Raw genomic sequence first — 24837 nt, 5'->3', positions numbered from 1 at the left:
GAGAAAGTGTCTAAAAAACGGGATTTGATGTATATCACAGCAGGAACGGTACTAACTGGAATCGGAATTGCTCGTTTAGCAAAGCAAGGGAAGAAAGATAAAAAAGCAAACGGGATTGATCAAGTGTTAAAGCAGATAATAGCGCCGCAGTTCCCTGATCGTGAATTGAATGTGGTTCATTATGGAGCAGATGCGGAAGGGAAAGAGTTATCTACAAATGCCATTCAGTCTGCCATCGATGATGCACATCGGTTGAAAGGAGGAAGGGTGCTGATCCCAAGAGGGACGTTTGTGACAGGTGCTTTAGAATTGAAAAGCAATGTAGAACTTCATCTGCATGAGAATGCCTATGTGACATTCAGTCAAGACCCAAAGGATTATCTGCCTCTCGTACTGACAAGATATGAAGGGGTTGAGCTTTATAATTATTCACCTCTCATTTATGCACACCATGCAGAAAATATCGCCATTACTGGAGCCGGAACGCTTGATGGCAGAGGGGATGAGCATCATTGGTGGCCTTGGAAGTATGGGACAAATGGCCAGCCCTCTCAGGATCGGGATCGTCAGCTTTTGTTTGAAATGGCGGAAAAGAGAATACCGGTAGAAGAAAGGGTGTTTGGAGAAGGCCATTATTTAAGATCGAGCTTTATTCAGCCATACCAATGTCAGCAAGTTCTAATCGAAGGAGTGACAGTGAAGGATTCACCAATGTGGCAAATTCATCCTGTATTAAGTAGTCACGTCATCGTCCGCGGCGTTAAAATCATTGGGCATGGACCAAACACAGATGGTGTCAATCCGGAGTCTTGCCGGAATGTGCTCATCGAAGATTGTTATTTTGATAACGGAGATGATTGTATTGCCATCAAATCGGGCAGAAACGAGGATGGACGGAGAATAGGGGTTCCATCTGAAAACATCGTCATTCGTAGAAATGAGATGAGGGATGGACACGGCGGTGTGACGATCGGGAGCGAGATTTCCGGCGGGGTAAAGTATGTTTATGCAGAAGATAACGTAATGGACAGTCCTAACCTTGATCGGGCACTGCGTATTAAAACCAACTCTGTCAGAGGCGGTACGATTGAACATATTTATTTTAAAAACAATACAGTCAAAAGTCTAAAGCATGAAGTGATCTGTATCGACATGATGTATGAGGAAGGAGATGCTGGTCCGCATCGTCCTGTTGTACGTCATATTGAAGTAGAAGGACTCAAAAGCAACGGCGGACGATATGGTGTGAAAATAGCCGCATACGCACATTCTCCTGTTACTCATTTTAAAATGAAAGATTGTGTCATAGATGAAGTGGCGTATCCCTTATCTTTAGAGCATGCAGTTTCTCCTGATTTTCAGAAAGTCGTTATCAATGGAGAACCAATCAATCAATAGAAGAGTGAAAAACAGTCTTTTTAGAGGCTGTTTTTTTGTTTTATGAACAGAAAAGACGCTTTTAGAAATCACATATACAACCTATCTGCACTGTAGTATAATATTCCCGAAATTAGAAAAGAATTGACGAAAGAGATTTCGTTAAGCAGTACATAAACCAGGGGGTTCGCTCATGAAAAAGTTAACAGCTATTTGGCTATCGTTATTGCTTGTGATGGGTGTTTTAGCAGGATGTGCAGGCGCTGAGACAGATCATAAAGCAACAGGGTCACAAAATAAAGAAACGGCCACTGCGGCATTTCCAGTATCGATTAAAGATGCAGCTGGAAAAACGGTCGAAATCAAAGAACAGCCTAAACGAATTGTTTCGTTAATTCCAAGTAATACAGAAGTTGCCTATGCACTCGGCCTTGGAGATAAAATGGTTGGACGATCAGACTTTGATAATTATCCAAAGGAAGTCGAAAAGGTAGAGAAGATTGGCGGACTTGAATTCAATGTCGAGAAGGTCATTTCATTAAAGCCAGATCTTGTGTTAGCACATGCATCTCAAATGGGATCAAAAGAAGGATTTAAACAGCTTGAAGATGCAGGGATAAAAGTTCTGACTGTAAATGATGCAACCTCCTTTAAGGATGTGTACAAATCAATCGATATGATCGGTGAAGCAGCTGGCGTGAAAGAAGCATCAACAAAACTTGTAGACGAGATGAAAACAAAATTGAATGACATCAAGAAACAAGCAGAGACGATTTCAAAAGACAAACAAAAAACTGTCTTTGTCGAAGTGTCAGGTGCGCCTGAAATCTATACAACTGGTAAAAATACATTTATGGATGAAATGCTTTCTGTTATCCATGCCAAAAATGCTGCTGGCGATCAAACTGGCTGGGTGCAAATGACAGAAGAATCGATCATCAAACGAAATCCTGATGTCATCGTGACAATTGATGGTTCCAGCTTAGCTGATTTGAAAAAAAGAGACGGCTGGAATGCAATGAAAGCAGTGAAAGAAAAACAAGTCTTTCAATTGAATACGGATCTCGCATCAAGACCGGGACCGCGATTGGTTGAAGGAGTCGAGGCTCTTGCGAAAAGCGTCTATCCTGACACGTTCAAATAAATTGATCATCGCATATACACTAAGTGCTTTACTTCTTGTGATGAGCATTGGAATGGGAATCTCCTTTGGAAGCTTAGGGATTCCCATTCCTTCTATTCTTCGTATATTTATTCATGAACTATTCGGAATACAGTTTGGAACCATTGATTCCATCGATCGCAATATTATGATGAACATTCGGCTGCCAAGAGTCATATTAGCGGCATTAGTCGGAGCAGCACTGGCGTTATCTGGTGCAGCTTTTCAAGGTTTATTAAAAAATCCTCTCGCTGACCCTTATACGCTGGGGGTATCTCAAGGGGCATCAGTTGGAGCCGTAGCGACTCTGTTTTTTAGCTTGCAGCTCCCGCTTGTTGGCAGTTTCACATTGCCATTATTCAGTATGACAACGGCGCTTGTGACCCTGTGTCTCGTTCTCTTTTTTGCGCGTCTTGTTCATCGGGGGATGAGCATTTCTTCTTTAATTTTAACAGGAGTGATTTTTAGCTCTTTTTTGGGTGCGCTCATTTCATTGATGATTGCTTTAACAGGTGATGATCTAAAAGAGATCATTCATTGGCTGCTTGGCAGTGTGTCCATGAGAGGCTGGCGTTATATTGCGCTTTTTCTTCCTTTCTTTCTTATTGGGACCTTTACGTTAATGTTGATGGGGCGAGATTTGAATGTCATGACATATGGCGAGGAGAAGGCAAAGCTATTAGGTGTCCATGTGAAAAGGAGCAAATATATTGTGCTGCTGGCGGGCTCGATTCTGACCGGAAGTGCAGTAGCGGTATCAGGGACGATCGGTTTTGTAGGACTTGTGATTCCGCATTTTATCCGCCTCTTAACTATCACGGATCATCGGCATCTGCTGCCTTTGTCTATGTTGAACGGTGCTTCCTTTCTCGTATTAGCAGATGTGTTATCCCGTACCATCATTGAGCCGACTGAATTACCGATTGGCATCATTACTGCGTTAATTGGTGCACCTGTATTTGGCATCATCCTCATTCGTCAATATAGAGGGGGGACGCACGTATGATTCAAGTGAAGGAAATCAGAGGTGGCTATGGAGAGAAAGAGATCATTCGTGGCATTAGCCTTGAAGTAAAGCAAGGAGAATTTCTCGGTATACTCGGCCCAAACGGGAGCGGGAAGACGACCCTGCTTAAAATGATGGCAGGAATTTTAGCCCCTGAGAGCGGTGAAGTGCGCCTCGGCAGTCACCTTGTTCAATCCTATCAGCCAAAGGCGCTTGCGCAAAAGATGGCAGTTCTGCCGCAGAAAACGGATCAAGTTTTTTCATTTACGGTGGAAGAAACCGTCCAATTCGGCCGTTATCCATATCAAAAAGGGTGGCTGCAATCTGCCACGCAAGAAGATGTGCAGGTCGTCAGAAAAGTAATGGAACAAACGGGTGTTGCACAGTTTAAGGATCAACCCATCCATGAGTTAAGTGGCGGTGAACAGCAGCGTGTGTATTTGGCACAGGCATTGGCGCAGCAGCCTGAATATTTATTGCTGGATGAACCAACCAGCTTCCTTGACTTAGCCTATCAAAAAGATTTGCTTGATTTAATTAAAGAAGAAACGACTTCCTCTAGGTTAACGGTCATTGGCGTATTCCATGATGTGAACATTGCTAGTTTATATTGTGATCGGCTGCTGCTGCTTCATGAAGGAAAGACTGACATGTTAGGACTGCCGCATCACGTTTTGACCACCGAACGAATCAACCGTGTGTATGAAACAAATGTGACACCGCTCCAGCATCCAATTAGGGCAAACCCTCAGCTGATGGTTGAACCTTCCGCCCCTTCTAAAACATCAATTGTAAACATAGCGGATGGCTGGAGGACATATGGCTCAGAAGGAATGACATTTTCCATTAATCAGCCTCTTCGCATCCTTACCTCACATAAGGAAAACGGCGGGTTCTTTTGGAAAAGGTCGATTGGAACGGGAACGAAGACGCTTCATCATCAGTTAGAGCCAACTGAAGATATGCTGTTTTTCGAGCAAGCTAAAGGATTAGCGAAATACGCTGCAGAAGACGCCGAAGACGATATGATCCTTTACAGCATGCTTCAGCAGGAAAAGTTGAACATTTGGCTTATCCTGAAACGATCTTTATCAGACGGCGCAGCTGTTCAGCTCATAGGTCAGCTTATGCACATCATAAAGCAAGAAACAAGCATTCCAATCCATCATCTTTGTATTGCTGCACCCAATACGCAGGAAACGGAAGATGTTGACCTTCTACACGAAAGATTAGGACAAAAGGTGTATGGGCTTCTTCATAAGTTGAAAGTCATTCAAAAGTGAACGTACAGTTATATTTAGGTTAGTTGAGTAAAACAGTTGATATTGTAATGACTACACATATCTAAAATGTGTAGTCATTACAATTGTTCTTAAGAAAAAAAGCTGCCACAATGACAACCAGTTCTAATTTTATATCTAAGACGGTTGAATTCTAATTAGATGAAATGCCCTTTCCGCCTTGTGTTATTAAAGTATTGATTCTATCAATACCAGTAATAATTGGTTTCGCACGACTTATTAATGTTTGGGTAGCTTCATGACCTAGAGATGCTTGATGGGCATCTTCGTTTGCCCACACTTCATAAACATAAACAGAATTTGGTTCATTCTCGGAAATATTCACAAGATATATTTCACATTCATCCAAATTCTTCATTGATTCTGCTGCTTCTAACAGAATATCAACCATTTTTTCTTTTTCGCCTTCTTGTACCATAAACTTGTTAAATAAACTAAATTTACTCATACCATCCTCCTTCATTTTGTCTTAATCACATTTTAGACACTATAAACTATATCTTCAATCATTATTTTATAAGGAAATAAAAGGGGTGGTTGGCCTTCATAATGGACAAATGGTTCACTTTTCTGTTTCATTAATGACATTCATTCACCATGTTTTAGTAAAACAACTACATCCTATTTAGTTCGGGTTATACTAAAAGGACAAAGCAGTAGAAAAGGGGGAATACCGTTGAAACTTTATACGAAAACCGGGGATCAGGGACAAACAGGCTTGATCGGAGGAAGAGCCGATAAAGATGACGTGAGAGTTGAAGCTTACGGCACATTAGATGAGGCGAATAGCTTCATTGGACTTGCGCATGCAAATTTACGGCAGCATGGCGAATTGTTTCAGGACCTTTTGTCAGAGCTGATCGTTATACAGCATGAGCTGTTTGACTGCGGCGGTGATTTGGCAGCAGTGAAACCACCTAAAGAGGGCAAATTAACAGAAGCCTCTGTGGCAGTCCTTGAGGAAAGAATGGATGTCTATGTAGAAGAAGCTGCGCCGCTCACCAAGTTTATTTTACCGGGCGGTCAGGAAGGTGCTGCTCTTTTACATGTGGCGCGGACAGTCGTTAGAAGAGCAGAGCGGCATATTGTGACGCTTGCGAAACAGGAGGAGATTCCAACCGTTGCGCTCACATATGTAAACCGTCTATCCGATTATTTATTTGCTGCTGCCCGAATCGTGAATCATCGGCTTGGTGAAGCTGATGTTGAATATGAACGAAGTGCCGACGTGTTTCGTTCTAAATAAGGAAAGCACTCTTCGAATGAGAAGAGTGCTAAACGTCTTCGTTCTGTAAGCACAGAAGGGATTCCAAGTCTTGCTTGTGCAATGAACACTTTATTTCGTATACAAATGCTTCATCAGCTCTTTGTTTTTTTGAATAAATATGTCATTGTGCGAAGAAACCATTCCACGAGCGCTTGCATCAGGCATTACGTATTGCTTCGCTTGGTTTACTGCATTCGCAGCATCCTGGAAAGCCCCAGCAATCAAATGTAATTTTCCTTCATGATGCAAAATATCGCCTGCTGCATAAATGCCCCGGACTGACGTCTCACTCAGTGGAGTTCCTGCAATCCAGTAATCCTTCTGCTCTAGTTTAATGGTACTATTCGCAAGTAATTCTTTGTCTCGTTCGTATCCATGATTGATAATGACTTCATCTATGGCTAGCTTAAATAAAGTATTGTCCTGATTATTTTTGAGGACAACCGTTTCAATCCGCTCATGATCGTCTGCTGCGATGAGCTTTTCAATCGAGGTATGAAGCAGACATTGGACAGAGCTGTTATTAAGTCTTGATATTTCGGCTTCATGGCCTTTTAAAGCATCTTTCCGGTAGGTTAAATACACTTGCTTGGCAATCGGCTCCAGCTCATTCGCCCAGTCAATGGCTGAATTACCACCTCCTGAGATCAACACGGTTTTATCTTTAAAACGTGCAAGGGATTTGACCGTATAATGCAAATTTTGAACCTCAAATCGTTCTGCACCCTCAATATCTAATTTAATCGGCTTGAGGATACCTCCTCCAACAGCTAAAATGACGGTTTTGGAGTAATGTTTTTGATTGGACGCGGTGTGGAGAACAAATTGACCTGTTTCGTCTTGAGAAATAGAGGTCACCTTTTCTCCGAGTACGACCTTTGGATCAAAGGTCAGTCCTTGAGTAACAATTTGTTCAATCAGCTGCGAGCCTGGAACTGGCGTTAATCCTCCTATATCCCAGATCATCTTTTCTGGATAAACATGAACCTTTCCTCCAAGGAAAGGCTGGAATTCAATCAGTTTCGTTTTCATTTCACGCAATCCACTATAAAAGGCGGAAAACAATCCAGCAGGTCCGCCGCCAATAATGGTTACATCATATACTTCCATGTCCTGCATCGTATAATTCTCCCCACTTCTTTTGCTTCATTTATTTTTAAAAATGACCATAGTCATGATTTCATAGCTGATTCATGTAGTCTCATTTATTTTCTAATTGCTGCTGCAAGGCTTCTAAAAACTGGATGCGGCTATAAGCAGGTCCTCCTTCAAGGAGTGGATGTACCACATTGATATAAACCTGATCCTTTTTAAAGGCCGTCATGTTTCGAATAACAGGATTCTTTTTCATGTCATCAAATGCCTGCCTTGCCTCTTGATTTTCATCCGTAGAAAATTGTACAAATAGATAATCCGGATTCATTTCCCCTAGCTGCTCGACAGAGATTGCTTCTTGTGTCTTTGCCAAACTAATCGGCTGAGGAACGGCGAGACCCAATTCGTTATACAAGACAGGATTGAAATAAACATCTTCTGGATATACGAAGGCTTGTGCTCCCCGAATGCGAATGATGGCTACTTTTTTATCCTTGAGCTTTTCCTTTAACGAAGCTTTTGCGTCTTTGACATCTGTTTTGTATTGAGTGAGGATTTTCTCTGCTTTCGTTTGTTTTCCTGTTAATTCGGCCATTAGCTCTAAATTAGCCTCCCAATTTGTCGCGATATGGGAGATTGGAATGGTCGGCGCAATTTTCTCTAACTTGTTCAGTACGACTTGTTGAAATTTAGAGGAGCCTAAAATAACATCAGGTTTCAAACTTAATATTTTTTCAAAATTTGGCTGCTGTTTTTCACCGATTGATTCGGAATCGCTTGTGATTGAAGCAAATATTTTCGGAAACTTTCCTCCTACTGATATTGCCCCTGCCGGATGAACATCAAGTACAACGGCATCTTCCATCGCTTCCATTGCCCCAGTAATGACGATTTTTTCGGCTTTTTTCGGGATGGTATACTTTTTCCCAAGATACTCTATTGTTTTCGTAGCAGCATCACCTGAATTTTCAATTCCGGCATTTTTGCTTCCGGAGGCAGTAGTTGATTGCTTAGGCTTGTCTCCTCCGCCGCATGCCGCCATGATCAGCATCAATAAGGAAATGAAGCCGATGATCATTAATTTCTTATTCATCTTTTCAAAACTCCTCTCAAACTGCCTATTGTAGTCGTGCTTTATTTCATCCCCAGATGCTCCCGTAAGGTGGATCCTGTATATTCACTTTTAAATAAGCCATGTTGGACGAGTAAGGGGACCAATTCGTCAAAAAATAATTCTAGTGATTGTACTGAGCCCGGAAGAGCAATGAAACCGTCTAAAGCGCCTGCTTCAAACCATCTGGTTATTTCTCTCTGTGCATCCTCAGCTGTTCCCACGATGACCCAGTGTGCCGATCCAATGACCTCTGGTCTGGAGAGTAGTTCTCTTACGGTAGGCTGCGTTTGTACAATCAACCTGCGCAGCAAATCAGCATGAGTCTGACTGCGTACCTGCTCATCCAATCCTTGCAGCATATCGGCAGGAACGGGTTGATCTAAGGGAAGGTGACGAATATCGAGACCTAGAATCGATTGTATCGCTGCATAACCTTGTGCAGTGCTTAAATGGGAATGAGCCTCTCGATACATTTCATGCGCCTCATCACGTGTTTTTCCTATAAAAAAGTACAAGCCAGGCAGCACACGGATCTCATCCGGCTGGCGGCCATGCTTGCATGCTCTTCTCCTCATGTCTTTCCGTAATTCAATGCCTGAGGCCATATCAGGGGTTGCTGCAAACATCGCATCTGCAGTTGAAGCGGCAAAATCCCGCCCCGTTTCCGAAGCACCTGCCTGAAACAAAGGAATGGTTCCTGACGGATGAGCTGGCACATTAAGCGGCCCCTTAATTTGAAAGAAATGACCCTCATGTTGAATAGAAGAAATTCTCTCCTTGTCAGCAAACTGTCCTGTCGCTCGATTGATGAGCAGCGCCTCATTTGGGTAGCTCTCCCAAAGCTTGCGTACAACATCCGTAAATTCCATCGCCTTCTTATATCGTTCTTCTGAGGTTGGCATGGGTGAATGGCTAAAATTATCGGCTCCGTCGATCGAAGTGACAATATTCCAGCCGGCACGCCCATTGCTGATCGAGTGCAAGGACTGAAGCTGTCTCGCCACTACATAGGGAGGATTGAACGTAGTCGAGGCAGTTGAAACAAGTCCGATTCGATCCGTCTCATGAGCAATCGAAGCAAGCAAAACCGTTGGATCAAGACCGCCAAAGCCAGGGGAGTGATCCAATGACTCTATGTGGAGTGTCAGTGCATCCGGCTTAAAAAGAAAGTCAAGCTTGGCCATCTCTGCTCTCTTTGCAAGCTCAACGTAAAAGTTGGTTGAAAATAAGTTTTCTACCATGCTGCTCGGATGCTGCCAGCCTTTTCCCTTCAACCAGGTCGCTGACAAGGACAATCCGATACAAAGCTGCCTTTTTTTGTTCACATCATCTGCCTCCCTGTCGTTGCTGATTATTAGTCAGTAATAATCGATATTGATAATCATTATCATTGAATAGTATAGCAAGGACCTCGTGAAATGCGAATACACAAATAGCGAATATCATATGCATTATTATCTAATCTGGACTGACAGAAGAGCGATGATCTTGATCGACTTCAATTTATGAGGCAGTTAGGCTGGTTATTTCATAGAGAGCTGTGGAATTCCTTTAAGGAATGAGGCTGGCGTCTATCGTTTTGAGAAGAAATACGACAGATTTATTTCGCGGTATATGCGCTAGGCGGCACTCCGAATTTCTTTTTAAATAGTCTGCTAAAATATAGCGGATTGGGATAGCCGACAGTCATAGCAACGTCACGAATCGAAATATTGCCTGCCTTTAGTATTTCAAGCGCTCTTTCCATACGATACTGGATGACATAGTCAATTGGGTGAAGTCCGGTATATTTATGGAAAAAGTATGAGAAGCTTTTAGGATTCATATCGAACAGTTCAGCGAGATCCTGAAGTGTTAATGGAATCATATATTGTCCTCTAATATAAGCGATGGCTTCCTCAATGACCCTTTCATGAGGAGAGCTCTCTTCCTGCTTACAGCCCATTAGTATTTGATATAGGATGCGTAAAAATAATTCTTTGACTCGAAGTTTCCCCATTCCGCCAGGTGTATGGACATTCTGATGGAGCATGGTGAGTAATTCAATGATTCTCGGATTTGCTCCCGTTTCCAGCTTGAAAACAGTGTCACAGTCAGATTCTTTATCACAATTCAAATGATAGAAAAGTGAATGGTACTCGTATTCTGATTGACTGATCACCTGCAGGGCAAGCTGGCATCCTGGTGTTACATGGATGACGGACCCTGGCTGCAAATCGTAGCTCTTTCCATTAACATTCAGCCTAGCTTCCCCGCGAATACTGAAAAGAAAGCCAGCACTTTCTGTCTTAAACTCCCTTAATGTACTATGGGGCTGGATGACTAAACGATAGATTTCTTGTATGTGAAAAGAATGACTAGCAAATAGATCAGCTAGTTGATCTTTATTTATCAATATACGACACCTGCCTCTGACTTGATTTAGATACAACTTATTCTGTGATTCTACCATACGTTTAACACCACTCTTCTTTTCGAAGAGTGTTTCAGTGTGTAGGCAAACCCTCGCATTCGTTGTCAGGTCTGCGTTCCGGTGCTCACGAATGTTTAATTCGCTCCGCTCCGGTACTCGTCCTTCCTAGGGCTGCAAAGGTTTTCTATCACGCTGAAGAAGACAAAGGGCTAAAATCAAGGTCATTTTAGCCCTTTGTCAACAATCTGCAACACTCTTCTTTTCGAAGAGTGTTTTTTGTTTGATTCAACCGTTCAGTCTGAGCATTGTTACGACTCTAGTCGCAATCAAAAATCAATCTGTGACACGTTTTGCCGGCTTTCTTTTTTGACTATAGTTAAAGCAAGGAGCAAGAAAGGAGGCATGAAGATGAAAATAACAAGTAAAACCATTATCGGTTCAATTTTATTGTTTGTCGGTTTATCCATCTTCTTTGGTGGTTCATTTGGTGGTCTGATCCCGGTTTTGATTGGTGCAGGGCTCATCTATGTAGGTGTTAAAAAATACGAAAAAGGCAGTAAAACCTTAGGTGTCATTCTAGCAGTTATTGGTGTACTGATCGTCGTGCAATTTCTGCCGTTTATACTCGGCATCGCATTTGCAGGGGTACTTCTTTATTTTGGCTGGTCGATGATCAATGGTGAATCTACCGAAAAATCATCAAGCAGAGCCTATATGGAGCCAAACACGGCACCTAATACGGAAGAACCGATTCATACGTCTTTTGATCAAGAGTGGGAAGACTTTTTAAAGAAAAAATAAAGGGAGGAATATCAAATGGTATTAAGAAGAGTAAGAGATATGTTTGTTGCAACTGTCAATGAAGGTTTAGATAAATTGGAGAATCCGCGTGTCATGCTGAATCAATACGTTCGTGATATGGAGGATGATGTTGCGAAAGCGAAACATGCCATCATCAAACAGCAAACGATTCAGCAAGGCTTCCTGCGAAAAGCAGAAGAGACGGAAGCATTTGCTGAAAAGCGAAAGAAACAGGCCGAGCTGGCATATCATGCGGGAGAAGAGGAGCTTGCACGAAAAGCGCTCACAGAAATGAAGTATTTTGAAGAAAAGCACAACGAATATCAGGAAGCCTACCAGCAATCTGTAAAACAATTGAAAGAGCTGAAAGAGCAATTGCAGCACTTAGAAACGAAGCTGCGTGATATAAAAGACAAGAAGCAGGCACTGATTGCAAGAGCCAATGCCGCACAGGCAAAGCAGCATATGAATGATTCCATCAATAAAGTAGACAGTGAAAGTGCATATAAAGAGTTTCTTCGAATGGAGAACCGTATTGAAGAAATGGAAACAAAAGCAGGCAGCTATGCACAATTTGCAGATCAAGGGGCATATGCTCATTTAGACTACGCCGATGAGGTTGAAAAAGAATGGCAGAAGCTGAAACTTGAGAAAAAGCCTGAACAGCAGCAAGCAAACGTATAGAGGTCAAATCGGAAGAAAAGCAGGCTTTTTCTTCCGATATTTGATTTCTTTCTGTTTCGCTTTTCCTTATAATGAAAAGGTCAGAAGATAAAGGGATGGTATAAATGAAGCGATTAATCGGTCTAATTTGTATACTTGTAGGTATCTTTTTAATGATTGGCATGCTTTTCAAAAATGAAAATCTCTTTCATTTAAGTTTTTCCCGTGAAAAACCAGTGACAACAGCTTCAGCGAAAAAAGAGGAGATTGATCAATTAGATATTTCTCTTTCTGGGTTTCGCGTGAAGGTAAAACCTGAAAATCGTTCTGATATCTCGGTGACTGCTGTCAATGGAAAAGGGAAAATGTATGCGGAGCAAACAGGCGGTACGTTCAAAATTCGTGCTGAAAATAAAAGCTTCTTGTTTTTTACTCAATTTGAAAAAGGAGAGCTTTTAGTTAAAATTCCAACAGATTATCATAAAAATGTGAAGATTACGGGTGGAAGCGGCGTCAGTGAGATTGATGGAGAAGGAAAGCTGTCCCTTCAAGATGTAATACTCAAATCAACGAGCGGAAACCTTACAGCTGAGAATTTCTCAGCAAAAAATGTAGAAATCAAAGCAACCTCTGGCAGACTGGCAGTGTCGCACATTGATGCGAAGGATAGTGATATTGGGGCAACTTCAGGGCGTGCCGATATTAATGATGTCAAAGGCGAGCTGCAATTGGGCATGACAAGCGGCCGATTGACAGCAAGTTTTGATACAATTGAGTCACCTGTCTCCTTTCATATGACATCAGGGAGCGCGAAATTTAATTTGCCAGATGACGGAGATTTCAACGTTCAGGTGAAAAAAACAAGTGGAAGCGTCGATCACTCGTATGACTTTGATCAAGTGGATAATGAAGGTCGAGGCTTTACAGGTACGCGGGGAAAAGGGACACATTTAGTTGATATTGAAATGACAAGTGGTAACCTCAAGCTGCGGTAATGAATGATAGAAAGGAAGGAGGCGAGTCAACTGCGTTTTACAAGGAATCAAATTTTAGGCATCATTGTTGTGATATTTGGTATTAATTTATTTCTCAAAATTATTGGGATCGGAGCAGATTTGTTTTGGCCTGTGTTTTTTGCGCTGGCGGGTTATTGGCTGCACTCACGATCCAAACGTTGGCTCGGTTCAGTTTCCTATATTTTTGCCGGCTTTCTCTTCTTAAAATTTCTGCTCAATATTACATTTAGTTTAACAGGTTACCTATTTGCGGCCTTTTTGATTTATGCCGGCTATCGCTTATTGAAAAATAAACCTGTTTTTGATGTCGATAAAAAGGAAACATCAGAAGACGGGAAGCCTTCACTGAAAGTCAATCTTGAAAAAAAGAGCGATCAGAAGAAAACAAAAAGCCAGACAAAGCCGCGCAAAGAGCATGACTTTTTTATTGGTGAAGTCAGGCTGATGAAAAAGCCGTTTCAATTAAGTGATTTGACGATTTCAGGTTTTATTGGCGATGTTAAAATCGATTTATCAAAGGCGATCATCGCAGAAGAAGAGAGTACGATCGTGATTAGCGGGCTGATTGGAGATGTGGATATTTATGTACCGCAGGATATTGAAGTATGTGTGAGTGCTTCCGCCGCGATTGGTGATATGAAAATCATAGATGAAAAAAGAAGCGGGTTCGGCAGTAAAGTGTACGTGATGACCAACGATTACGATGAGAGCAAACGAAAAGTGAAAATCTCCATCTCTCTGCTGATCGGAGATGTGGATGTGAGATACTTATGAGGAAATTGCATTTAGGTCTCCAGTGGCAATCTGTTCGTCTTGGCGTCGGTATCTCGCTCGGTGTTGTGACAATGACGACACTGCCGATGTTTTTTTATTATCAGCTTGATCCGATGATCCTGCTTTCTACCCGCTGGTTTGGCATACCGTTTTTTTGTATTTTACTCATCGTTAGTCTTGCGATTGGGATTTCTGCCGGGAGTGTATTTGGCTATCAGCATAAGAAACGCCTCGATCAGCTTGTTGAGTCGATTTTGAAATTTGAAAATGGAAACTTTGCATACAGACTGCCGTCTCTTGGCGACGATGAAATTGGCTTAGCCGCCGATCAATTAAATGAAATGGCGAAGCGGGTCGAAGGGCAAGTAGCCTCTTTGCAAAAGCTTTCAAATGAACGGGCTGAATGGCAGGTTCAAATGAAGAAATCGGTCGTCTCAGAAGAGCGGCAGCGGCTTGCACGAGAGCTCCATGATGCGGTCAGTCAGCAGTTATTTGCAATTTCAATGATGACTTCAGCTATTCTTGAAGGCATGAAGGAAAAGGACGAAAAGATATTAAAGCAAATGCAGCTTGTCGAACGAATGGCTGGCGATGCACAAAATGAGATGCGTGCTCTTCTGCTTCACCTAAGACCGATCACGCTAGAAGGAAAAGACCTGAAAAAAGGCTTAATTGAGCTGCTAAATGAATTCCAAGCAAAGCAGCCGATTGATATTGATTGGGAAATCGAAGATGATGTTCCGTTATCTAAAGGAGTAGAGGACCACCTCTTCCGAATTGTGCAAGAAGCACTGTCGAATGTGTTTAGGCATGCAAAGGCGACAAAAGTGACAGTGCGTCTGCTCATAAGAAACCGTCAAGTGCAGCTAAAGATTATTGATAATGGTATTGGCTTTCAAACAGACCATGTGAAGACGGCCTCCTACGGACTGGAATCGATTCGAGAAAGAACAAGTGAGGTAGGCGGTGTCGCAGAGATTATGTCATTTGAGGGAAAAGGCACACAAATTGATGTGAAGGTTCCCATTTTTGATGAAGGAAAAGGAGAGAACGTTCGATGATTCGAGTGCTTTTAATCGACGATCACGAAATGGTGAGAATGGGGCTTGCGGCCTTTTTAGAGGCGCAGGCTGATATTGAAGTCATTGGTGAAGCGTCAGATGGACAAAAAGGTGTAGAGCTAGCCGTTGAATTAAGGCCAGATGTGATTTTAATGGATCTTGTCATGGAAGGGATGGATGGCATCGAAGCAACGAAAAGAATTTGTCAGGAAATTGAAGATGCCAAGATCATTGTTCTGACGAGCTTTATTGACGATGATAAAGTCTATCCAGTGATTGAGGCGGGTGCTTTAAGCTATTTATTAAAAACATCCAAGGCAGGAGAAATTGCGGATGCCATCAGATCTGCAAGTATCGGCGAACCAAGACTTGAATCGAAAGTGGCAGGAAAGGTCATGAATAAACTCCGTCATTCATCAAATGGGTCTATCCTTCACGATTCATTAACAGCAAGAGAAATGGAGATTTTGAAGCTGATTGCGGATGGGAAATCGAATAAGGTCATTGCTGAGGAATTATTTATTACAATTAAAACGGTGAAGACCCATATTACCAACATTCTTTCCAAACTTGATGTGGAAGATCGAACGCAAGCGGCTGTGTATGCCCACCGCCATAAGCTGATTCAATAAAAAAACAGCTTTCAAGTGAAAGCTGCTAGAACATGCGTAAAATTAGTCCTTCTGTCCTGTGATCGGACGTTCGGATAGTTGATGGAGCTCAGGAACTGGAAAAGCCTCCTGCTCCTTGGCCGATTTTTCTTCCAGGGTTTTCTTCATTTCGGATAAAAGCTTTACGCTCTCCTTTGCTGCTGCCGCTTTTTTTTCCTGCAAATCAATGATCTGTGAAAGTCCGACGAATAATCCGCCTCCCAATAGAAGGAGCGCAGGGGTTTGTCCATAATAAACCACGATCAAAAATGTGCTTGAAAAGCTGTCGGCTTCAATGAAGAAATCTTCTTTTGATTGCATGAATACAACGATTAACAGAAGTATCCCTAGAATCAAAAATAGAATGCCGGCCGAAAGTAAAGCTCGTTTCATGATTGACACCCTTTTTTTCTTACCATTTTAACATACTCTATAAAGATTGTGTTGCGCCCTTAGTCCCGAAGTCACGGATTTTCACATTTGCCTTGTAACGAATGTCCGATTCACTAAAAATCTCATCCCAATGCTTCACTTCTTTTCGAAAGTCCTTCGGATACGCAATACTCGCTTTTTGAGAAAACCCGCAAATATCTGCTTTGATCTCATGCTGTAATTCCCCAATGAAATCTTTTACGGTTTTCTTTAATTGACGCTCCACTGCACCCTCAATCTCTTGAAGATACTTTTCATTAAATGCATTCTCACGCTCATTCCAATCCTCAGATAATCTTCCATCAAGCTCTACGGATACATCAAATTGATATCTTCCGCTGGCTGTTTTCTTCGTTTCAATGTTGTGTTTCAGTTTAAATATTTCATAAGAATAGATGCTGTGGTCATATTTAAATTCAATGACTCCACCTTTTCCTTCCCCTGTCAATAGGTTGTATGACTGCACGGCTAACGGAGAGATGTCGGTGAGAAATCGTTTGTTTTTAATAATAGAGGCACCGTCGAGTATTAATTTCCCTTGATCCACACTGACTTTCGGAACAGCAAAAGATACGTTGTTTTGCATAGCAGTAGAAATATCTCCTAATGAAACAGGCTTTAACATACGGATGGTCGATTTTGTATTCCCCGAAATATCATATAATGTAGAAGAAGCAGGCTGCCCATCATCATTGATTTTCAGCAAGTCCCCAGGCTTTTCAGAGGTCATAAAGACGAGGCTTCCTCTCCGCGTTTCATTGTCGCGAATGAATTGATTAATGACGAGGTCAAAATTATTCTCATTGATAAGCTCCTCAGAAAATAAATACACCCTCAGCTGCTGGGCGAAAATCCGATGACTTTTGAGAGTCGTTGTTCGAAATATTTGATGTACGGAATCACCGTTAGTTTCAATAATCTTTGTTGGGTCTTTTACGCTGGATTCTTGTTCAATTTTTTGAGGAACAAGGACTTGCATAGATATTTTCAGCTTATGACCGTTATCTCCTTTATCTAAGCCATAACCAATCGCCATGTTGAGCTCCTCAATATTGGTACTATCCCAGCATCCACTTAATAGAACAAGGGCGAGTAATGCAAAGACCTTCTTCTTTTTCATGCTGCTTTCCGCCTCCTTTTCAAAAACACGATGATAAATAAGAGAAACGGGAGGATACCGAATAAAAGGAAAAATAAATGGTTTACATAGGTTAAATAATTGCGCACTGTATCAACATCCTTTGGGAAAATGGCGGCAAAGTAGATGACAATTCCCATCAGCGCGAGCACGATCTTTTTGGGGAATTTTGTGAGTTTTGATAACCCCATTGCAGCAAAAAACGTATATCCTACAAAGCTCGTATAAAGTTGAACAAGCCAAACGATGAGCAAAAAGGATTCGATTCGCTCAATAAAGATTCCTTGTATATCAAACGATTGAAATAAGGCAATCGTCGGCCAAGTCAAAGTCGCTGTTTCTTTTACCGTGAACGCACCAACGACAAGAATATAGGTGAAAATATAGATGATCGCAGGAATCAAAAAGCCGACTGCGCCATAAGCAAAGGTGTGTTTTTGCGTTTTCATATAGACAGGCATAAACAATATCATTTCAATGCCAACAAACGAAATGGCTGATGCGTTAAGGGATTTGAAGACAGGGGAGAATCCCTCTCCTAAAACAGGCCGGAGGTTATCTAACTTAAATTCTTGAACACTGAGTCCGTATGCAACAAATAAGATAATCAAGGTGACAATGAGGAAAAAGGGGCACAGTCTGGCAAAATCACCAATCCCGCCGACTACAAGATAAAGTCCAACCAAAATAAAGCTGATCATTGTCACCGCTACAGGTGTGTTTTGAAGCAAAAAAAACTTCACCATTTCCGACATCGCCCGTACTTCATAGCTGGCAACGCCAAGAAAATAAATAATAATCAATATGTTAGCAAGAGCGCCAACCCACTTTCCAAGACCCTCATTTGTATAATCATAGTAAGAGGAGAAGGGGACTTTTTTCATCATAAGGACATTCGCAAAAATAAATACAATGTAAATGGCACTCATGAGTAAGAGCGCAATCCAGCCGTCAGGTGTAGCTGCAGCTTGAGCCATTGCTCTTGGCAGAATCATCATACTGGCACCTAATGTTGTATTGGCAATTATGGCACTTGCCTGATAGCTGGTGATCGACTCTTTATGATTGACCATATCGTTCTCCTTTCTTTTGATTTTTCAAAGGCAATCGAATGATGGAATTGTCTTCATTTTTATAGCTGAACACAAAATCTGGTGAAAAATAAGGCGTACCAAAACTTTTTTGCCGTGTTAAATGAGTAAGGAGAACGAGCATGAACAGCACAATCCCATATAAACCCAAAGTAGCTGCCGTAAACATAGACACAAAGCGGAGCACGCGGAACGACATGCCCATCCCGTATTGAGGAACAGTAAAGGACGCAAGGGCAATCACACTGACGATAATCACCATGATTGAGCTCACAATATGAGCCTGAACGGCCGCCTGTCCGATGACAACTCCACCTACAAGTCCAATCGTTTGACCGAGCGGATTTGGCAGCCTTAAACCCGCTTCCCGCAGCAGTTCAATTGTTATTTCCATAATGAGTGCCTCCACAATAGGCGGAAATGGGACATTTTCTCTTGTACTTGAGATCGAAATAGCCAGTGTTGTTGGTAAAAGTCCTTGATGGAAGGACACAAGCGCAATATAAATGGCTGATAAAAATAATGTCAGAAAGATAGAGGTAAATCGCAGCATCCGAATGAGAGAGGCGGCGATCCACCTTTCATAATAATCATCAGGTGATTGCATAATCGTCGCGAGGGAAGCAGGTACAATTAACACAAAAGGAGAATGATCAACAAAAATGGCGACACGTCCATTATTTAAAGCAGACGCCACTTTATCCGGCCGTTCTGTGTTTTGGATTTGCGGAAAAGGCGAGTACACATTGTCTTCAATCAGTTCCTCAAGAACACCAGAATCTTGTATATCATCAATGGTGACTTGCTTGAGTCGTTTTTTCACTTCTTTTAAAACAGACGATTGAGCCATGCCATCTATGTACATGATGGTCACTTGGGTGTACTTCTTTTGACCAATCTTCATGTCGACGGTTTTAAGATCGGGGTTTTTCAAGCGCTGTCTTACAAGAGCTAAGTTCGTATCTAAATCTTCAATAAAGCCAATTTTCGGTCCTCTCACAACTGTTTCAGAGGTAGCATCCCCTATACTGCGTTTCTTCGTTCCATGCGTTTCTAAAATGTACGCATGCTGAAAACCGTTAATCAGTACCACGCAATGCCCATCAAAAATCGCAGCGACCAATTCCTCAGAAGTCTTCACCGAACGGGTGGTCATCATCGATAAATTGGATTCCAGCTTCTCTTTTGTGAGAGACGTATGATCTTGGAGAAGCAGCTTTAAAAAGGTTTGAATCTCCATCGTTTCGTTCATTTCTTTTATGTATAAATAGTAAACAACCTGTCCGTGAGGCAACGTTTTTTTCTCATGAACCAAGTCGTCCATTTCTTTTAATTGTGGAAGGATGACGGAGAGGTTATCGTATAAGTGCTCTTTTAATGGAGTTTGATTCATTCGGATCACCCGCCTCAAATCTTTTTCTTAGCATTACCTGCTTGAAAAAACAATATTCTGTGTTACATTATTTTGTGGTAAAAGAAAGAATGAGGGTTTTGGAGGAAACAAGATGGCACAGATTCGTTTAGCAGGAACAAAAGAGGAGATCGACCGTATTCTACAGTCGTTTGACAAGCATTATGAGGTGACATATACATCAAAGGACTACGGAAAAACGAACCCAAAATACAAATATTCGAAGGATGTTCGCGTTTATATTGAACTAAAATTAAAATAAAGATAAAATTTTAATTGAAAACGCTTAAAGGATTTTCGTTTTTTGTATAGAATAGAGTTGAGTGATGAGAAGCTATGGAGGGATACATAATGACGGAATTTAGAATCGAAAAAGATACAATGGGCGAAATCAAAGTGCCGAAGGACAAGTTCTGGGGTGCACAAACACAACGAAGCAAAGAAAATTTCAAAATCGGTTCTGAGAAAATGCCAAAGGAAGTTGTGAATGCGTTTGCAATTTTGAAACGTAGCACAGCGATTGCCAACGAGCGTCTTGGCAACCTTGAAAGCGAAAAAGCAGAAGCAATTGCTGCTGTATGTGATGACATCATCAGCGGAAAGTATGACGAGCATTTCCCGCTTGTTGTTTGGCAGACAGGTAGTGGAACACAAAGTAACATGAACATGAACGAAGTCGTTGCAAATAGAGCAACTGCTTATTTGAAAGATAAAAATAGTGAGTTCAGCATTCACCCGAATGATGACGTTAACCGCAGCCAAAGCTCAAACGATACATTCCCAACGGCTATGCATGTGGCAGCTGTTTTAGCTGTGTACAAAAAGTTGCTGCCTGCTATTGATCAGTTAAGAACAACTCTTGATGAGAAAGCAAAAGCGTATCAAGAGATTGTGAAAATCGGCCGTACGCACTTGCAGGATGCAACACCGCTGACAGTAGGCCAAGAGATTAGCGGCTGGGTATACATGCTGGACCGTTCAAAAGAAATGATTCTAGAATCAACTGAAAAAATGAGAGAATTAGCCATTGGCGGAACTGCTGTTGGTACAGGCATTAACGCACATCCTGAGTTCGGTCAATATGTTGCTGAGGAAATCAGCCAGCTGACAGGTCAAACATTCAATTCTTCACCAAACAAATTCCATGCGCTGACAAGCCATGATGAAATTACGTATGCGCATGGTGCCTTAAAAGCACTTGCAGCTGATTTAATGAAAATTGCCAATGATGTCAGATGGCTTGCAAGTGGCCCACGCTGTGGAATTGGCGAATTGATCATTCCTGAAAATGAGCCGGGAAGCTCTATTATGCCAGGAAAAGTCAACCCAACTCAAAGTGAAGCTTTAACTATGATTGCAGCACAAATCATGGGGAATGATGCCACAATCGGTTTTGCGGCAAGCCAAGGAAACTTTGAGCTGAACGTATTCAAGCCAGTCATCATTTATAACTTCCTGCAATCAGTTGAACTACTTGCTGACGGCATGAACTCATTCCATGACAAGTGTGCAGTTGGAATCGAACCAAACCTTGAAACGATTGAGAAAAACTTGAACAATTCATTGATGCTTGTGACGGCACTTAACCCGCACATCGGATATGAAAATGCAGCAAAAATTGCGAAGCTTGCTCACAAAGAAGGATTAACACTTAAAGAAGCAGCACTTCAATTAGAGCTGCTAACAGAAGAGCAGTTCGAGCAATTTGTGAAACCAGAAGAAATGGTGACACCGAAAGCAAAATAAGAAACCAGGGGCGGCTGCCCCTGGTTTTTTTCATTAAAAGTGATGCGTTTACAAATGATCCTCTTTCAAAATACGCAAAAGTGACTCAGAGTTGGTTTGAAGCGGTGCGTATAATTTTAATTGGTACAGCATGCCTTTGACGATGACTTGTCTTGGTTTTTGTTTGTTTAATTCATTTTCTAGTATGCCAAGCGCTTCAAATAAATCGGGTTCGTCCTTCACTTCATAGTGTGATTCAGCAATCTCTCTTAACTCCTTTAAAAGAGATTCTGTGAGCGGATCGAATGACCGTTCATAAATCGGACCAAACCAATCGCTCGCTTGATCTACAGAAATGAGAGGAAGGTCATTGCGCTTCATCATACCGCCCATCAAATCATCGATACGATGAATCATGGTTGTGGCAAGTTCTTCTGCTTCCAGCTGAAAATCATATAAAATCGCCAGCTCGAAATAAACGTGGCTCATGCCCTCAATCGCCAAACATAAATCAGCCATATAAGGAATAGCAGCATCTCCATATACTTGTTTAATGTTATCAATGTGAAGCTGGACGGTCGCAAGCCTAATTTGTTTTGCGAGCTGCTGCGTTTCTTCATTCAGTGGAAGCGCCCTGTCGCTCAGCTGCATTTTAATAAAATCCTTTTGCTGCAAAATATTATCGTAATAGACAGTGAGCTGTTTTCGGTAGGCTTCTTTTGGTGTGCCGCCCTCTGTTTGAACCTCATGAATCCGGGTAAATACCTTATCGTAATAGTAATGAAGGATCGAAATGAGCAGTGCTTCCTTTGATTTAAAATAAAGATAAAAAGCACCCTTTGACATGTGGCATTCATCCGCAATTTCCTGAACAGACGTTGCGTTGTAGCCTTTGCTGGCAAATAATTTCATGCCAGCCTCAATGATCATTTTTTCTTTCTTTTTCAATATGAATGTCATCCTTTCTTACCGAGAGACAAATGTCTTAGGAAACGTGCGCAAAGAGATGTGACTTATCGGTCATAAACGACGAAAGTTTTCAAAAATTAATCAGATTGTAACTTGTTTTTTACAGTGTAATTCTTTATATTATAAAGTAAGGTGACCAACTGGTCAAAATATGTGAAAGGATGATGTTCCATGAGAGAAATTGATGATATGATTAGACGCTTGCGAACAAAAGGGATTCAAGTAGAAAAAGTCAAAATGCCGAAAGAGACAACCATTGAAAAGAAATGGATGTATCAAGCTGGCAAAAAGATTAAAGCCACATACCGTGATTTCAATGGGTATTCATTCATCTAAAAAAGACTGCGGTCAAAAACCTACAGTCTCTTCTTTGGAACTATGATTGTATAACGTACACCTAGATCATCATTTTCAATAGATATGGACGCTTGATGCATTGAAAGAATTCTTTTGACAATGCTTAATCCAATGCCGAATTCGCCCTTTTTTCCCTTACTAAAAGGTTCGTATAGGTTGGACAGCATATGTTCTTCAATTGGAGGACCGTCATTTCGAATAACAATGCGGATTTGATCCTCTTCTTGTTTCATTTGAATATCAATCTTACTTTTTGCATAGCGAAGTTGATTTTCTAGTACATTCTCAAATAATTTGCTCCATTGTTCTGGATCGCCTTCAAGAGCAGCCTCATCATCTAAGTCCACGTTCCACTGCAATTCATTTTTCGACCAGCGTATTCGGTCGACCACTTCCAGCATCGTATTACTGAGTAGGAAGGAAGAATGTGCGGGATGTTGTTTTGATAAATAATCAAGCTTAGTTAAGTACAGCAGATCCTTGATTTTCTTCTCAAGCTTTTCCGCTTCACCTTCAATGACTTCCACCGTTTGTTCAAGATCTCCCTTAGGAAAAATACCATCTTTAATGGACTGCGTGTAGCCGCGGATGACCATGACAGGTGTTTTTAAGTCATGTGAAATATTCTGCAAAAGTGTCCGTTCTGTTTCATCCTTTTGAATGAGTTTTTGTCTCATTTCTTCAATGGTATGACCAAGCTTGCCAATTTCATCTTGCCGGTCAACGATGACAGGATCGTCCCAGTCCTCTTGTGCAATCCGTTTGACGTGTTTTTCAAACGCAACGATTGGTCGGGATAAATAGCGGGCAAGCCAAATCGATGGAATCCAGCTTAGTAAAATAACGGTGCCTAAGATAAAGATCAGCTGTTTAAACAGCGTAAAGGACAGGTCGTCTCGATAAGAATCTGGTGCATAGGATAGAAGAATATATGGTGTATTGCCTGATGATACCTTTTTGATGACAAAAAAGATATGCTGGCCGTTCACCTCTTCAGAATACCGTTTCGTTGCGCTTTTTTGTTTTTTCACAAACGATTGGATTTTCTCAATAAAGGCATGCGGAAAAAACTGCGCCATTTGATCTAATTCATTTGACGGAATCAAAATGTGCTGCACGGAGCGGTTTTCCGGTGTCGACTTTGGCGAGCCGTCTCGGTTTAATGGATATTCTGTCAGCACTTGCTGTTCATTTTCAATATTTTTATAAATTTCATTTGTGAAGAAGTCACGTAATGTATTAGAAAATAGAATGATCAGGACAATGGAAATGGTGAGCAAAATGCCAGAGATCACAACCCAAATTTGAAAAGCGAGCGGTTTGTTCTTCATCCTTTTAGCATCCTATAACCGAATCCATAGATGGTCTCGACCTTTAAGTCGGGCATTTTTTTGCGCAGCCGTCTAACAAGGTCATCGACTACACGATCTGTCCCGAAGTAATCGTGTCCCCAAATTTTGACGAGGATATCTTCACGAGAAAAAGCATGTCCTTGGTGATGTGTAAATAAAAGCAGCAAGTCAAATTCCTTAGAAGTTAAGTTAATGAGCTGACCCTCTTCATACACCTCTCTTACATCCTCATGAATGACATAAGAAGAAACGGTTGTGACACTTTGCTGCTGCGGGGTATCACTGTTTTTATACACAAGCTCCAGCAGCTTTTGTACCCGAATGATCAGCTCACGCGGAAGAAACGGCTTCGCAATATAATCACTGCTTCCCAGCTCTAAACCGAGGACACGGTCGATATCGGCATCACGTGCTGAAATGAAAATGACCGGTACGTCAGGTGATGCGGCTTTGATTTCTTTAATGAGGGTGTAGCCGTCTGTATCAGGCAGCATGATATCTAAAATCCATAGATGCGGCGGCTTGTTCATTGCCTCGCGTGCCGCTTCTCCGGTTAAAAAAGAGGAGACATTCCAATTCTCACTCTCTAAATATTTGGTTAACAGTTCATTTAAGTTTTGTTCATCTTCAACTAAATAAATGGTGTACGACAAAGTCTTCCA

Annotated in this window: 26 protein-coding genes; 14 read left to right on the top strand and 12 right to left on the bottom strand. The window is 41.6% G+C overall.

Translation table 11 applies throughout. The features are described 5' to 3' along the window. The first annotated feature begins 6 nt into the window (after positions 1 to 6). From MHI46_RS15770 to MHI46_RS15755, 4 genes are all read left to right on the top strand, one after another. Positions 7 to 1398, top strand: coding sequence for a glycoside hydrolase family 28 protein (locus tag MHI46_RS15770; protein ID WP_342502930.1), 1392 nt, complete (start codon positions 7 to 9; stop codon positions 1396 to 1398). A 172-nt stretch (positions 1399 to 1570) separates the two neighbouring features. Beyond that, positions 1571 to 2521, top strand: a complete 951-nt coding sequence (locus MHI46_RS15765) for an ABC transporter substrate-binding protein (protein WP_039181350.1) — start codon at positions 1571 to 1573, stop codon at positions 2519 to 2521. Beyond that, complete coding sequence (locus MHI46_RS15760; protein ID WP_064498054.1) at positions 2487 to 3545, top strand: iron ABC transporter permease; 1059 nt, start codon at positions 2487 to 2489, stop codon at positions 3543 to 3545. Before MHI46_RS15765 ends, MHI46_RS15760 begins: the two co-directional genes overlap by 35 nt. Further along, entirely contained in the window at positions 3542 to 4828 is a 1287-nt protein-coding gene (locus MHI46_RS15755) for a heme ABC transporter ATP-binding protein (protein ID WP_058838146.1), read from the top strand. The genes MHI46_RS15760 and MHI46_RS15755 overlap by 4 nt, the downstream gene beginning before the upstream one ends. Before the next feature lie 151 nt (positions 4829 to 4979). Here MHI46_RS15755 and MHI46_RS15750 read toward each other — a convergent pair whose 3' ends face one another. Next, a complete protein-coding gene (locus tag MHI46_RS15750) occupies positions 4980 to 5294 on the bottom strand; it encodes an antibiotic biosynthesis monooxygenase (RefSeq protein ID WP_039181343.1) in 315 nt (104 codons plus the stop codon). A gap of 228 nt (positions 5295 to 5522) precedes the next feature. Here MHI46_RS15750 and MHI46_RS15745 point away from each other — a divergent pair, with 228 nt between their 5' ends. Next, the gene (locus MHI46_RS15745; protein ID WP_064498056.1) at positions 5523 to 6092 is read left to right on the top strand and encodes a cob(I)yrinic acid a,c-diamide adenosyltransferase; all 570 of its coding nucleotides are present in this window, start codon (positions 5523 to 5525) and stop codon (positions 6090 to 6092) included. 90 nt (positions 6093 to 6182) lie between these two features. Here the strand turns inward: MHI46_RS15745 and MHI46_RS15740 are convergent, their stop codons facing one another. From MHI46_RS15740 to MHI46_RS15725, 4 genes are all read right to left on the bottom strand, one after another. Further along, positions 6183 to 7232 (bottom strand): NAD(P)/FAD-dependent oxidoreductase, encoded by a 1050-nt coding sequence (locus MHI46_RS15740; RefSeq protein ID WP_342502929.1) that lies wholly within the window; start codon positions 7230 to 7232, stop codon positions 6183 to 6185. Positions 7233 to 7314: 82 nt separating this feature from the next. Then, positions 7315 to 8301 (bottom strand): ABC transporter substrate-binding protein, encoded by a 987-nt coding sequence (locus tag MHI46_RS15735; RefSeq protein WP_039181335.1) that lies wholly within the window; start codon positions 8299 to 8301, stop codon positions 7315 to 7317. 41 nt (positions 8302 to 8342) lie between these two features. Further along, positions 8343 to 9647: an NtaA/DmoA family FMN-dependent monooxygenase gene (locus MHI46_RS15730; protein WP_342502928.1), complete on the bottom strand. Its 1305-nt coding sequence runs from the start codon at positions 9645 to 9647 to the stop codon at positions 8343 to 8345. Positions 9648 to 9922: 275 nt separating this feature from the next. Then, complete coding sequence (locus tag MHI46_RS15725) at positions 9923 to 10717, bottom strand: AraC family transcriptional regulator (RefSeq protein WP_126682301.1); 795 nt, start codon at positions 10715 to 10717, stop codon at positions 9923 to 9925. 426 nt (positions 10718 to 11143) lie between these two features. On the opposite strand from MHI46_RS15725, the gene MHI46_RS15720 reads away from it, so the two are divergent. The 6 genes from MHI46_RS15720 (at position 11144) to MHI46_RS15695 (ending at position 15682) form a co-directional block, all read left to right on the top strand. Beyond that, positions 11144 to 11536, top strand: a complete 393-nt coding sequence (locus MHI46_RS15720; RefSeq protein WP_024426019.1) for a membrane protein — start codon at positions 11144 to 11146, stop codon at positions 11534 to 11536. Positions 11537 to 11551: 15 nt separating this feature from the next. Beyond that, positions 11552 to 12220 (top strand): PspA/IM30 family protein, encoded by a 669-nt coding sequence (locus MHI46_RS15715; RefSeq protein WP_024423427.1) that lies wholly within the window; start codon positions 11552 to 11554, stop codon positions 12218 to 12220. Between the two features lie 104 nt (positions 12221 to 12324). Next, positions 12325 to 13194, top strand: coding sequence for a DUF4097 domain-containing protein (locus MHI46_RS15710; protein ID WP_024426018.1), 870 nt, complete (start codon positions 12325 to 12327; stop codon positions 13192 to 13194). Between the two features lie 3 nt (positions 13195 to 13197). After that, positions 13198 to 13989 carry a cell wall-active antibiotics response protein LiaF gene (gene liaF, locus MHI46_RS15705; RefSeq protein ID WP_172643439.1) on the top strand — a complete coding sequence of 264 codons (792 nt, stop codon included), beginning with the start codon at positions 13198 to 13200 and terminating at the stop codon, positions 13987 to 13989. Beyond that, entirely contained in the window at positions 13986 to 15050 is a 1065-nt protein-coding gene (liaS, locus tag MHI46_RS15700) for a two-component system sensor histidine kinase LiaS (protein ID WP_024426016.1), read from the top strand. Before liaF ends, liaS begins: the two co-directional genes overlap by 4 nt. Beyond that, a complete protein-coding gene (locus MHI46_RS15695; RefSeq protein ID WP_024426015.1) occupies positions 15047 to 15682 on the top strand; it encodes a response regulator transcription factor in 636 nt (211 codons plus the stop codon). Before liaS ends, MHI46_RS15695 begins: the two co-directional genes overlap by 4 nt. A gap of 42 nt (positions 15683 to 15724) precedes the next feature. On the opposite strand, the gene MHI46_RS15690 is transcribed toward MHI46_RS15695, so the two are convergent. The 4 genes from MHI46_RS15690 to MHI46_RS15675 are packed head-to-tail and all read right to left on the bottom strand — an operon-like array spanning position 15725 to position 19754. Beyond that, the gene (locus MHI46_RS15690) at positions 15725 to 16093 is read right to left on the bottom strand and encodes a hypothetical protein (RefSeq protein WP_039181321.1); all 369 of its coding nucleotides are present in this window, start codon (positions 16091 to 16093) and stop codon (positions 15725 to 15727) included. A gap of 37 nt (positions 16094 to 16130) precedes the next feature. Continuing rightward, positions 16131 to 17252 carry a Ger(x)C family spore germination protein gene (locus MHI46_RS15685; RefSeq protein ID WP_260774800.1) on the bottom strand — a complete coding sequence of 374 codons (1122 nt, stop codon included), beginning with the start codon at positions 17250 to 17252 and terminating at the stop codon, positions 16131 to 16133. Further along, on the bottom strand, positions 17249 to 18343 hold the full coding sequence (locus MHI46_RS15680; RefSeq protein ID WP_058838138.1) for an endospore germination permease: 1095 nt from the start codon (positions 18341 to 18343) through the stop codon (positions 17249 to 17251). Before MHI46_RS15680 ends, MHI46_RS15685 begins: the two co-directional genes overlap by 4 nt. Beyond that, positions 18330 to 19754 (bottom strand): spore germination protein, encoded by a 1425-nt coding sequence (locus MHI46_RS15675; RefSeq protein WP_039181313.1) that lies wholly within the window; start codon positions 19752 to 19754, stop codon positions 18330 to 18332. Before MHI46_RS15675 ends, MHI46_RS15680 begins: the two co-directional genes overlap by 14 nt. Before the next feature lie 112 nt (positions 19755 to 19866). Here MHI46_RS15675 and MHI46_RS15670 point away from each other — a divergent pair, with 112 nt between their 5' ends. Beyond that, complete coding sequence (locus MHI46_RS15670) at positions 19867 to 20034, top strand: YvzF family protein (RefSeq protein WP_003213147.1); 168 nt, start codon at positions 19867 to 19869, stop codon at positions 20032 to 20034. An 89-nt stretch (positions 20035 to 20123) separates the two neighbouring features. Next, positions 20124 to 21518: a class II fumarate hydratase gene (fumC, locus tag MHI46_RS15665; protein ID WP_024423418.1), complete on the top strand. Its 1395-nt coding sequence runs from the start codon at positions 20124 to 20126 to the stop codon at positions 21516 to 21518. A 48-nt stretch (positions 21519 to 21566) separates the two neighbouring features. Here fumC and MHI46_RS15660 read toward each other — a convergent pair whose 3' ends face one another. Beyond that, complete coding sequence (locus MHI46_RS15660) at positions 21567 to 22445, bottom strand: TetR/AcrR family transcriptional regulator (protein WP_342502927.1); 879 nt, start codon at positions 22443 to 22445, stop codon at positions 21567 to 21569. 192 nt (positions 22446 to 22637) lie between these two features. On the opposite strand from MHI46_RS15660, the gene spxO reads away from it, so the two are divergent. Continuing rightward, positions 22638 to 22802: an anti-adapter protein SpxO gene (gene spxO / locus MHI46_RS15655; RefSeq protein WP_003212782.1), complete on the top strand. Its 165-nt coding sequence runs from the start codon at positions 22638 to 22640 to the stop codon at positions 22800 to 22802. Positions 22803 to 22822: 20 nt separating this feature from the next. Here the strand turns inward: spxO and MHI46_RS15650 are convergent, their stop codons facing one another. After that, a complete protein-coding gene (locus MHI46_RS15650) occupies positions 22823 to 24154 on the bottom strand; it encodes a HAMP domain-containing sensor histidine kinase (protein ID WP_058838135.1) in 1332 nt (443 codons plus the stop codon). Continuing rightward, positions 24151 to 24828 carry a response regulator transcription factor gene (locus MHI46_RS15645; protein ID WP_059375004.1) on the bottom strand — a complete coding sequence of 226 codons (678 nt, stop codon included), beginning with the start codon at positions 24826 to 24828 and terminating at the stop codon, positions 24151 to 24153. Before MHI46_RS15645 ends, MHI46_RS15650 begins: the two co-directional genes overlap by 4 nt. Positions 24829 to 24837: the final 9 nt, after the last annotated feature.

Origin of the sequence: Bacillus sp. FSL K6-1000 (genome assembly GCF_038630785.1) — a bacterium.
Taxonomy (GTDB): Bacteria; Bacillota; Bacilli; order Bacillales; family Bacillaceae; genus Bacillus; species Bacillus safensis.
The sequence above is the reverse complement of the archived record's forward strand: the minus strand, read 5'-3'. Positions and strand labels throughout refer to the sequence as shown.

What these genes read in the sequence shown, in the direction of transcription:
- MHI46_RS15765 (WP_039181350.1), top strand. Translation starts at nt 1,571, where the DNA reads ATGAAAAAGTTAACAGCTATTTGGCTATCGTTATTGCTTGTGATGGGT.
- MHI46_RS15755 (WP_058838146.1), top strand. Translation starts at nt 3,542, where the DNA reads ATGATTCAAGTGAAGGAAATCAGAGGTGGCTATGGAGAGAAAGAGATC.
- MHI46_RS15750 (WP_039181343.1), bottom strand. Translation starts at nt 5,294, where the DNA reads ATGAGTAAATTTAGTTTATTTAACAAGTTTATGGTACAAGAAGGCGAA.
- MHI46_RS15740 (WP_342502929.1), bottom strand. Translation starts at nt 7,232, where the DNA reads ATGCAGGACATGGAAGTATATGATGTAACCATTATTGGCGGCGGACCT.
- MHI46_RS15735 (WP_039181335.1), bottom strand. Translation starts at nt 8,301, where the DNA reads ATGAATAAGAAATTAATGATCATCGGCTTCATTTCCTTATTGATGCTG.
- MHI46_RS15720 (WP_024426019.1), top strand. Translation starts at nt 11,144, where the DNA reads ATGAAAATAACAAGTAAAACCATTATCGGTTCAATTTTATTGTTTGTC.
- MHI46_RS15715 (WP_024423427.1), top strand. Translation starts at nt 11,552, where the DNA reads ATGGTATTAAGAAGAGTAAGAGATATGTTTGTTGCAACTGTCAATGAA.
- MHI46_RS15710 (WP_024426018.1), top strand. Translation starts at nt 12,325, where the DNA reads ATGAAGCGATTAATCGGTCTAATTTGTATACTTGTAGGTATCTTTTTA.
- liaF (WP_172643439.1), top strand. Translation starts at nt 13,198, where the DNA reads ATGATAGAAAGGAAGGAGGCGAGTCAACTGCGTTTTACAAGGAATCAA.
- liaS (WP_024426016.1), top strand. Translation starts at nt 13,986, where the DNA reads ATGAGGAAATTGCATTTAGGTCTCCAGTGGCAATCTGTTCGTCTTGGC.
- MHI46_RS15695 (WP_024426015.1), top strand. Translation starts at nt 15,047, where the DNA reads ATGATTCGAGTGCTTTTAATCGACGATCACGAAATGGTGAGAATGGGG.
- MHI46_RS15690 (WP_039181321.1), bottom strand. Translation starts at nt 16,093, where the DNA reads ATGAAACGAGCTTTACTTTCGGCCGGCATTCTATTTTTGATTCTAGGG.
- MHI46_RS15685 (WP_260774800.1), bottom strand. Translation starts at nt 17,252, where the DNA reads ATGAAAAAGAAGAAGGTCTTTGCATTACTCGCCCTTGTTCTATTAAGT.
- MHI46_RS15680 (WP_058838138.1), bottom strand. Translation starts at nt 18,343, where the DNA reads ATGGTCAATCATAAAGAGTCGATCACCAGCTATCAGGCAAGTGCCATA.
- MHI46_RS15675 (WP_039181313.1), bottom strand. Translation starts at nt 19,754, where the DNA reads ATGAATCAAACTCCATTAAAAGAGCACTTATACGATAACCTCTCCGTC.
- MHI46_RS15670 (WP_003213147.1), top strand. Translation starts at nt 19,867, where the DNA reads ATGGCACAGATTCGTTTAGCAGGAACAAAAGAGGAGATCGACCGTATT.
- fumC (WP_024423418.1), top strand. Translation starts at nt 20,124, where the DNA reads ATGACGGAATTTAGAATCGAAAAAGATACAATGGGCGAAATCAAAGTG.
- spxO (WP_003212782.1), top strand. Translation starts at nt 22,638, where the DNA reads ATGAGAGAAATTGATGATATGATTAGACGCTTGCGAACAAAAGGGATT.
- MHI46_RS15650 (WP_058838135.1), bottom strand. Translation starts at nt 24,154, where the DNA reads ATGAAGAACAAACCGCTCGCTTTTCAAATTTGGGTTGTGATCTCTGGC.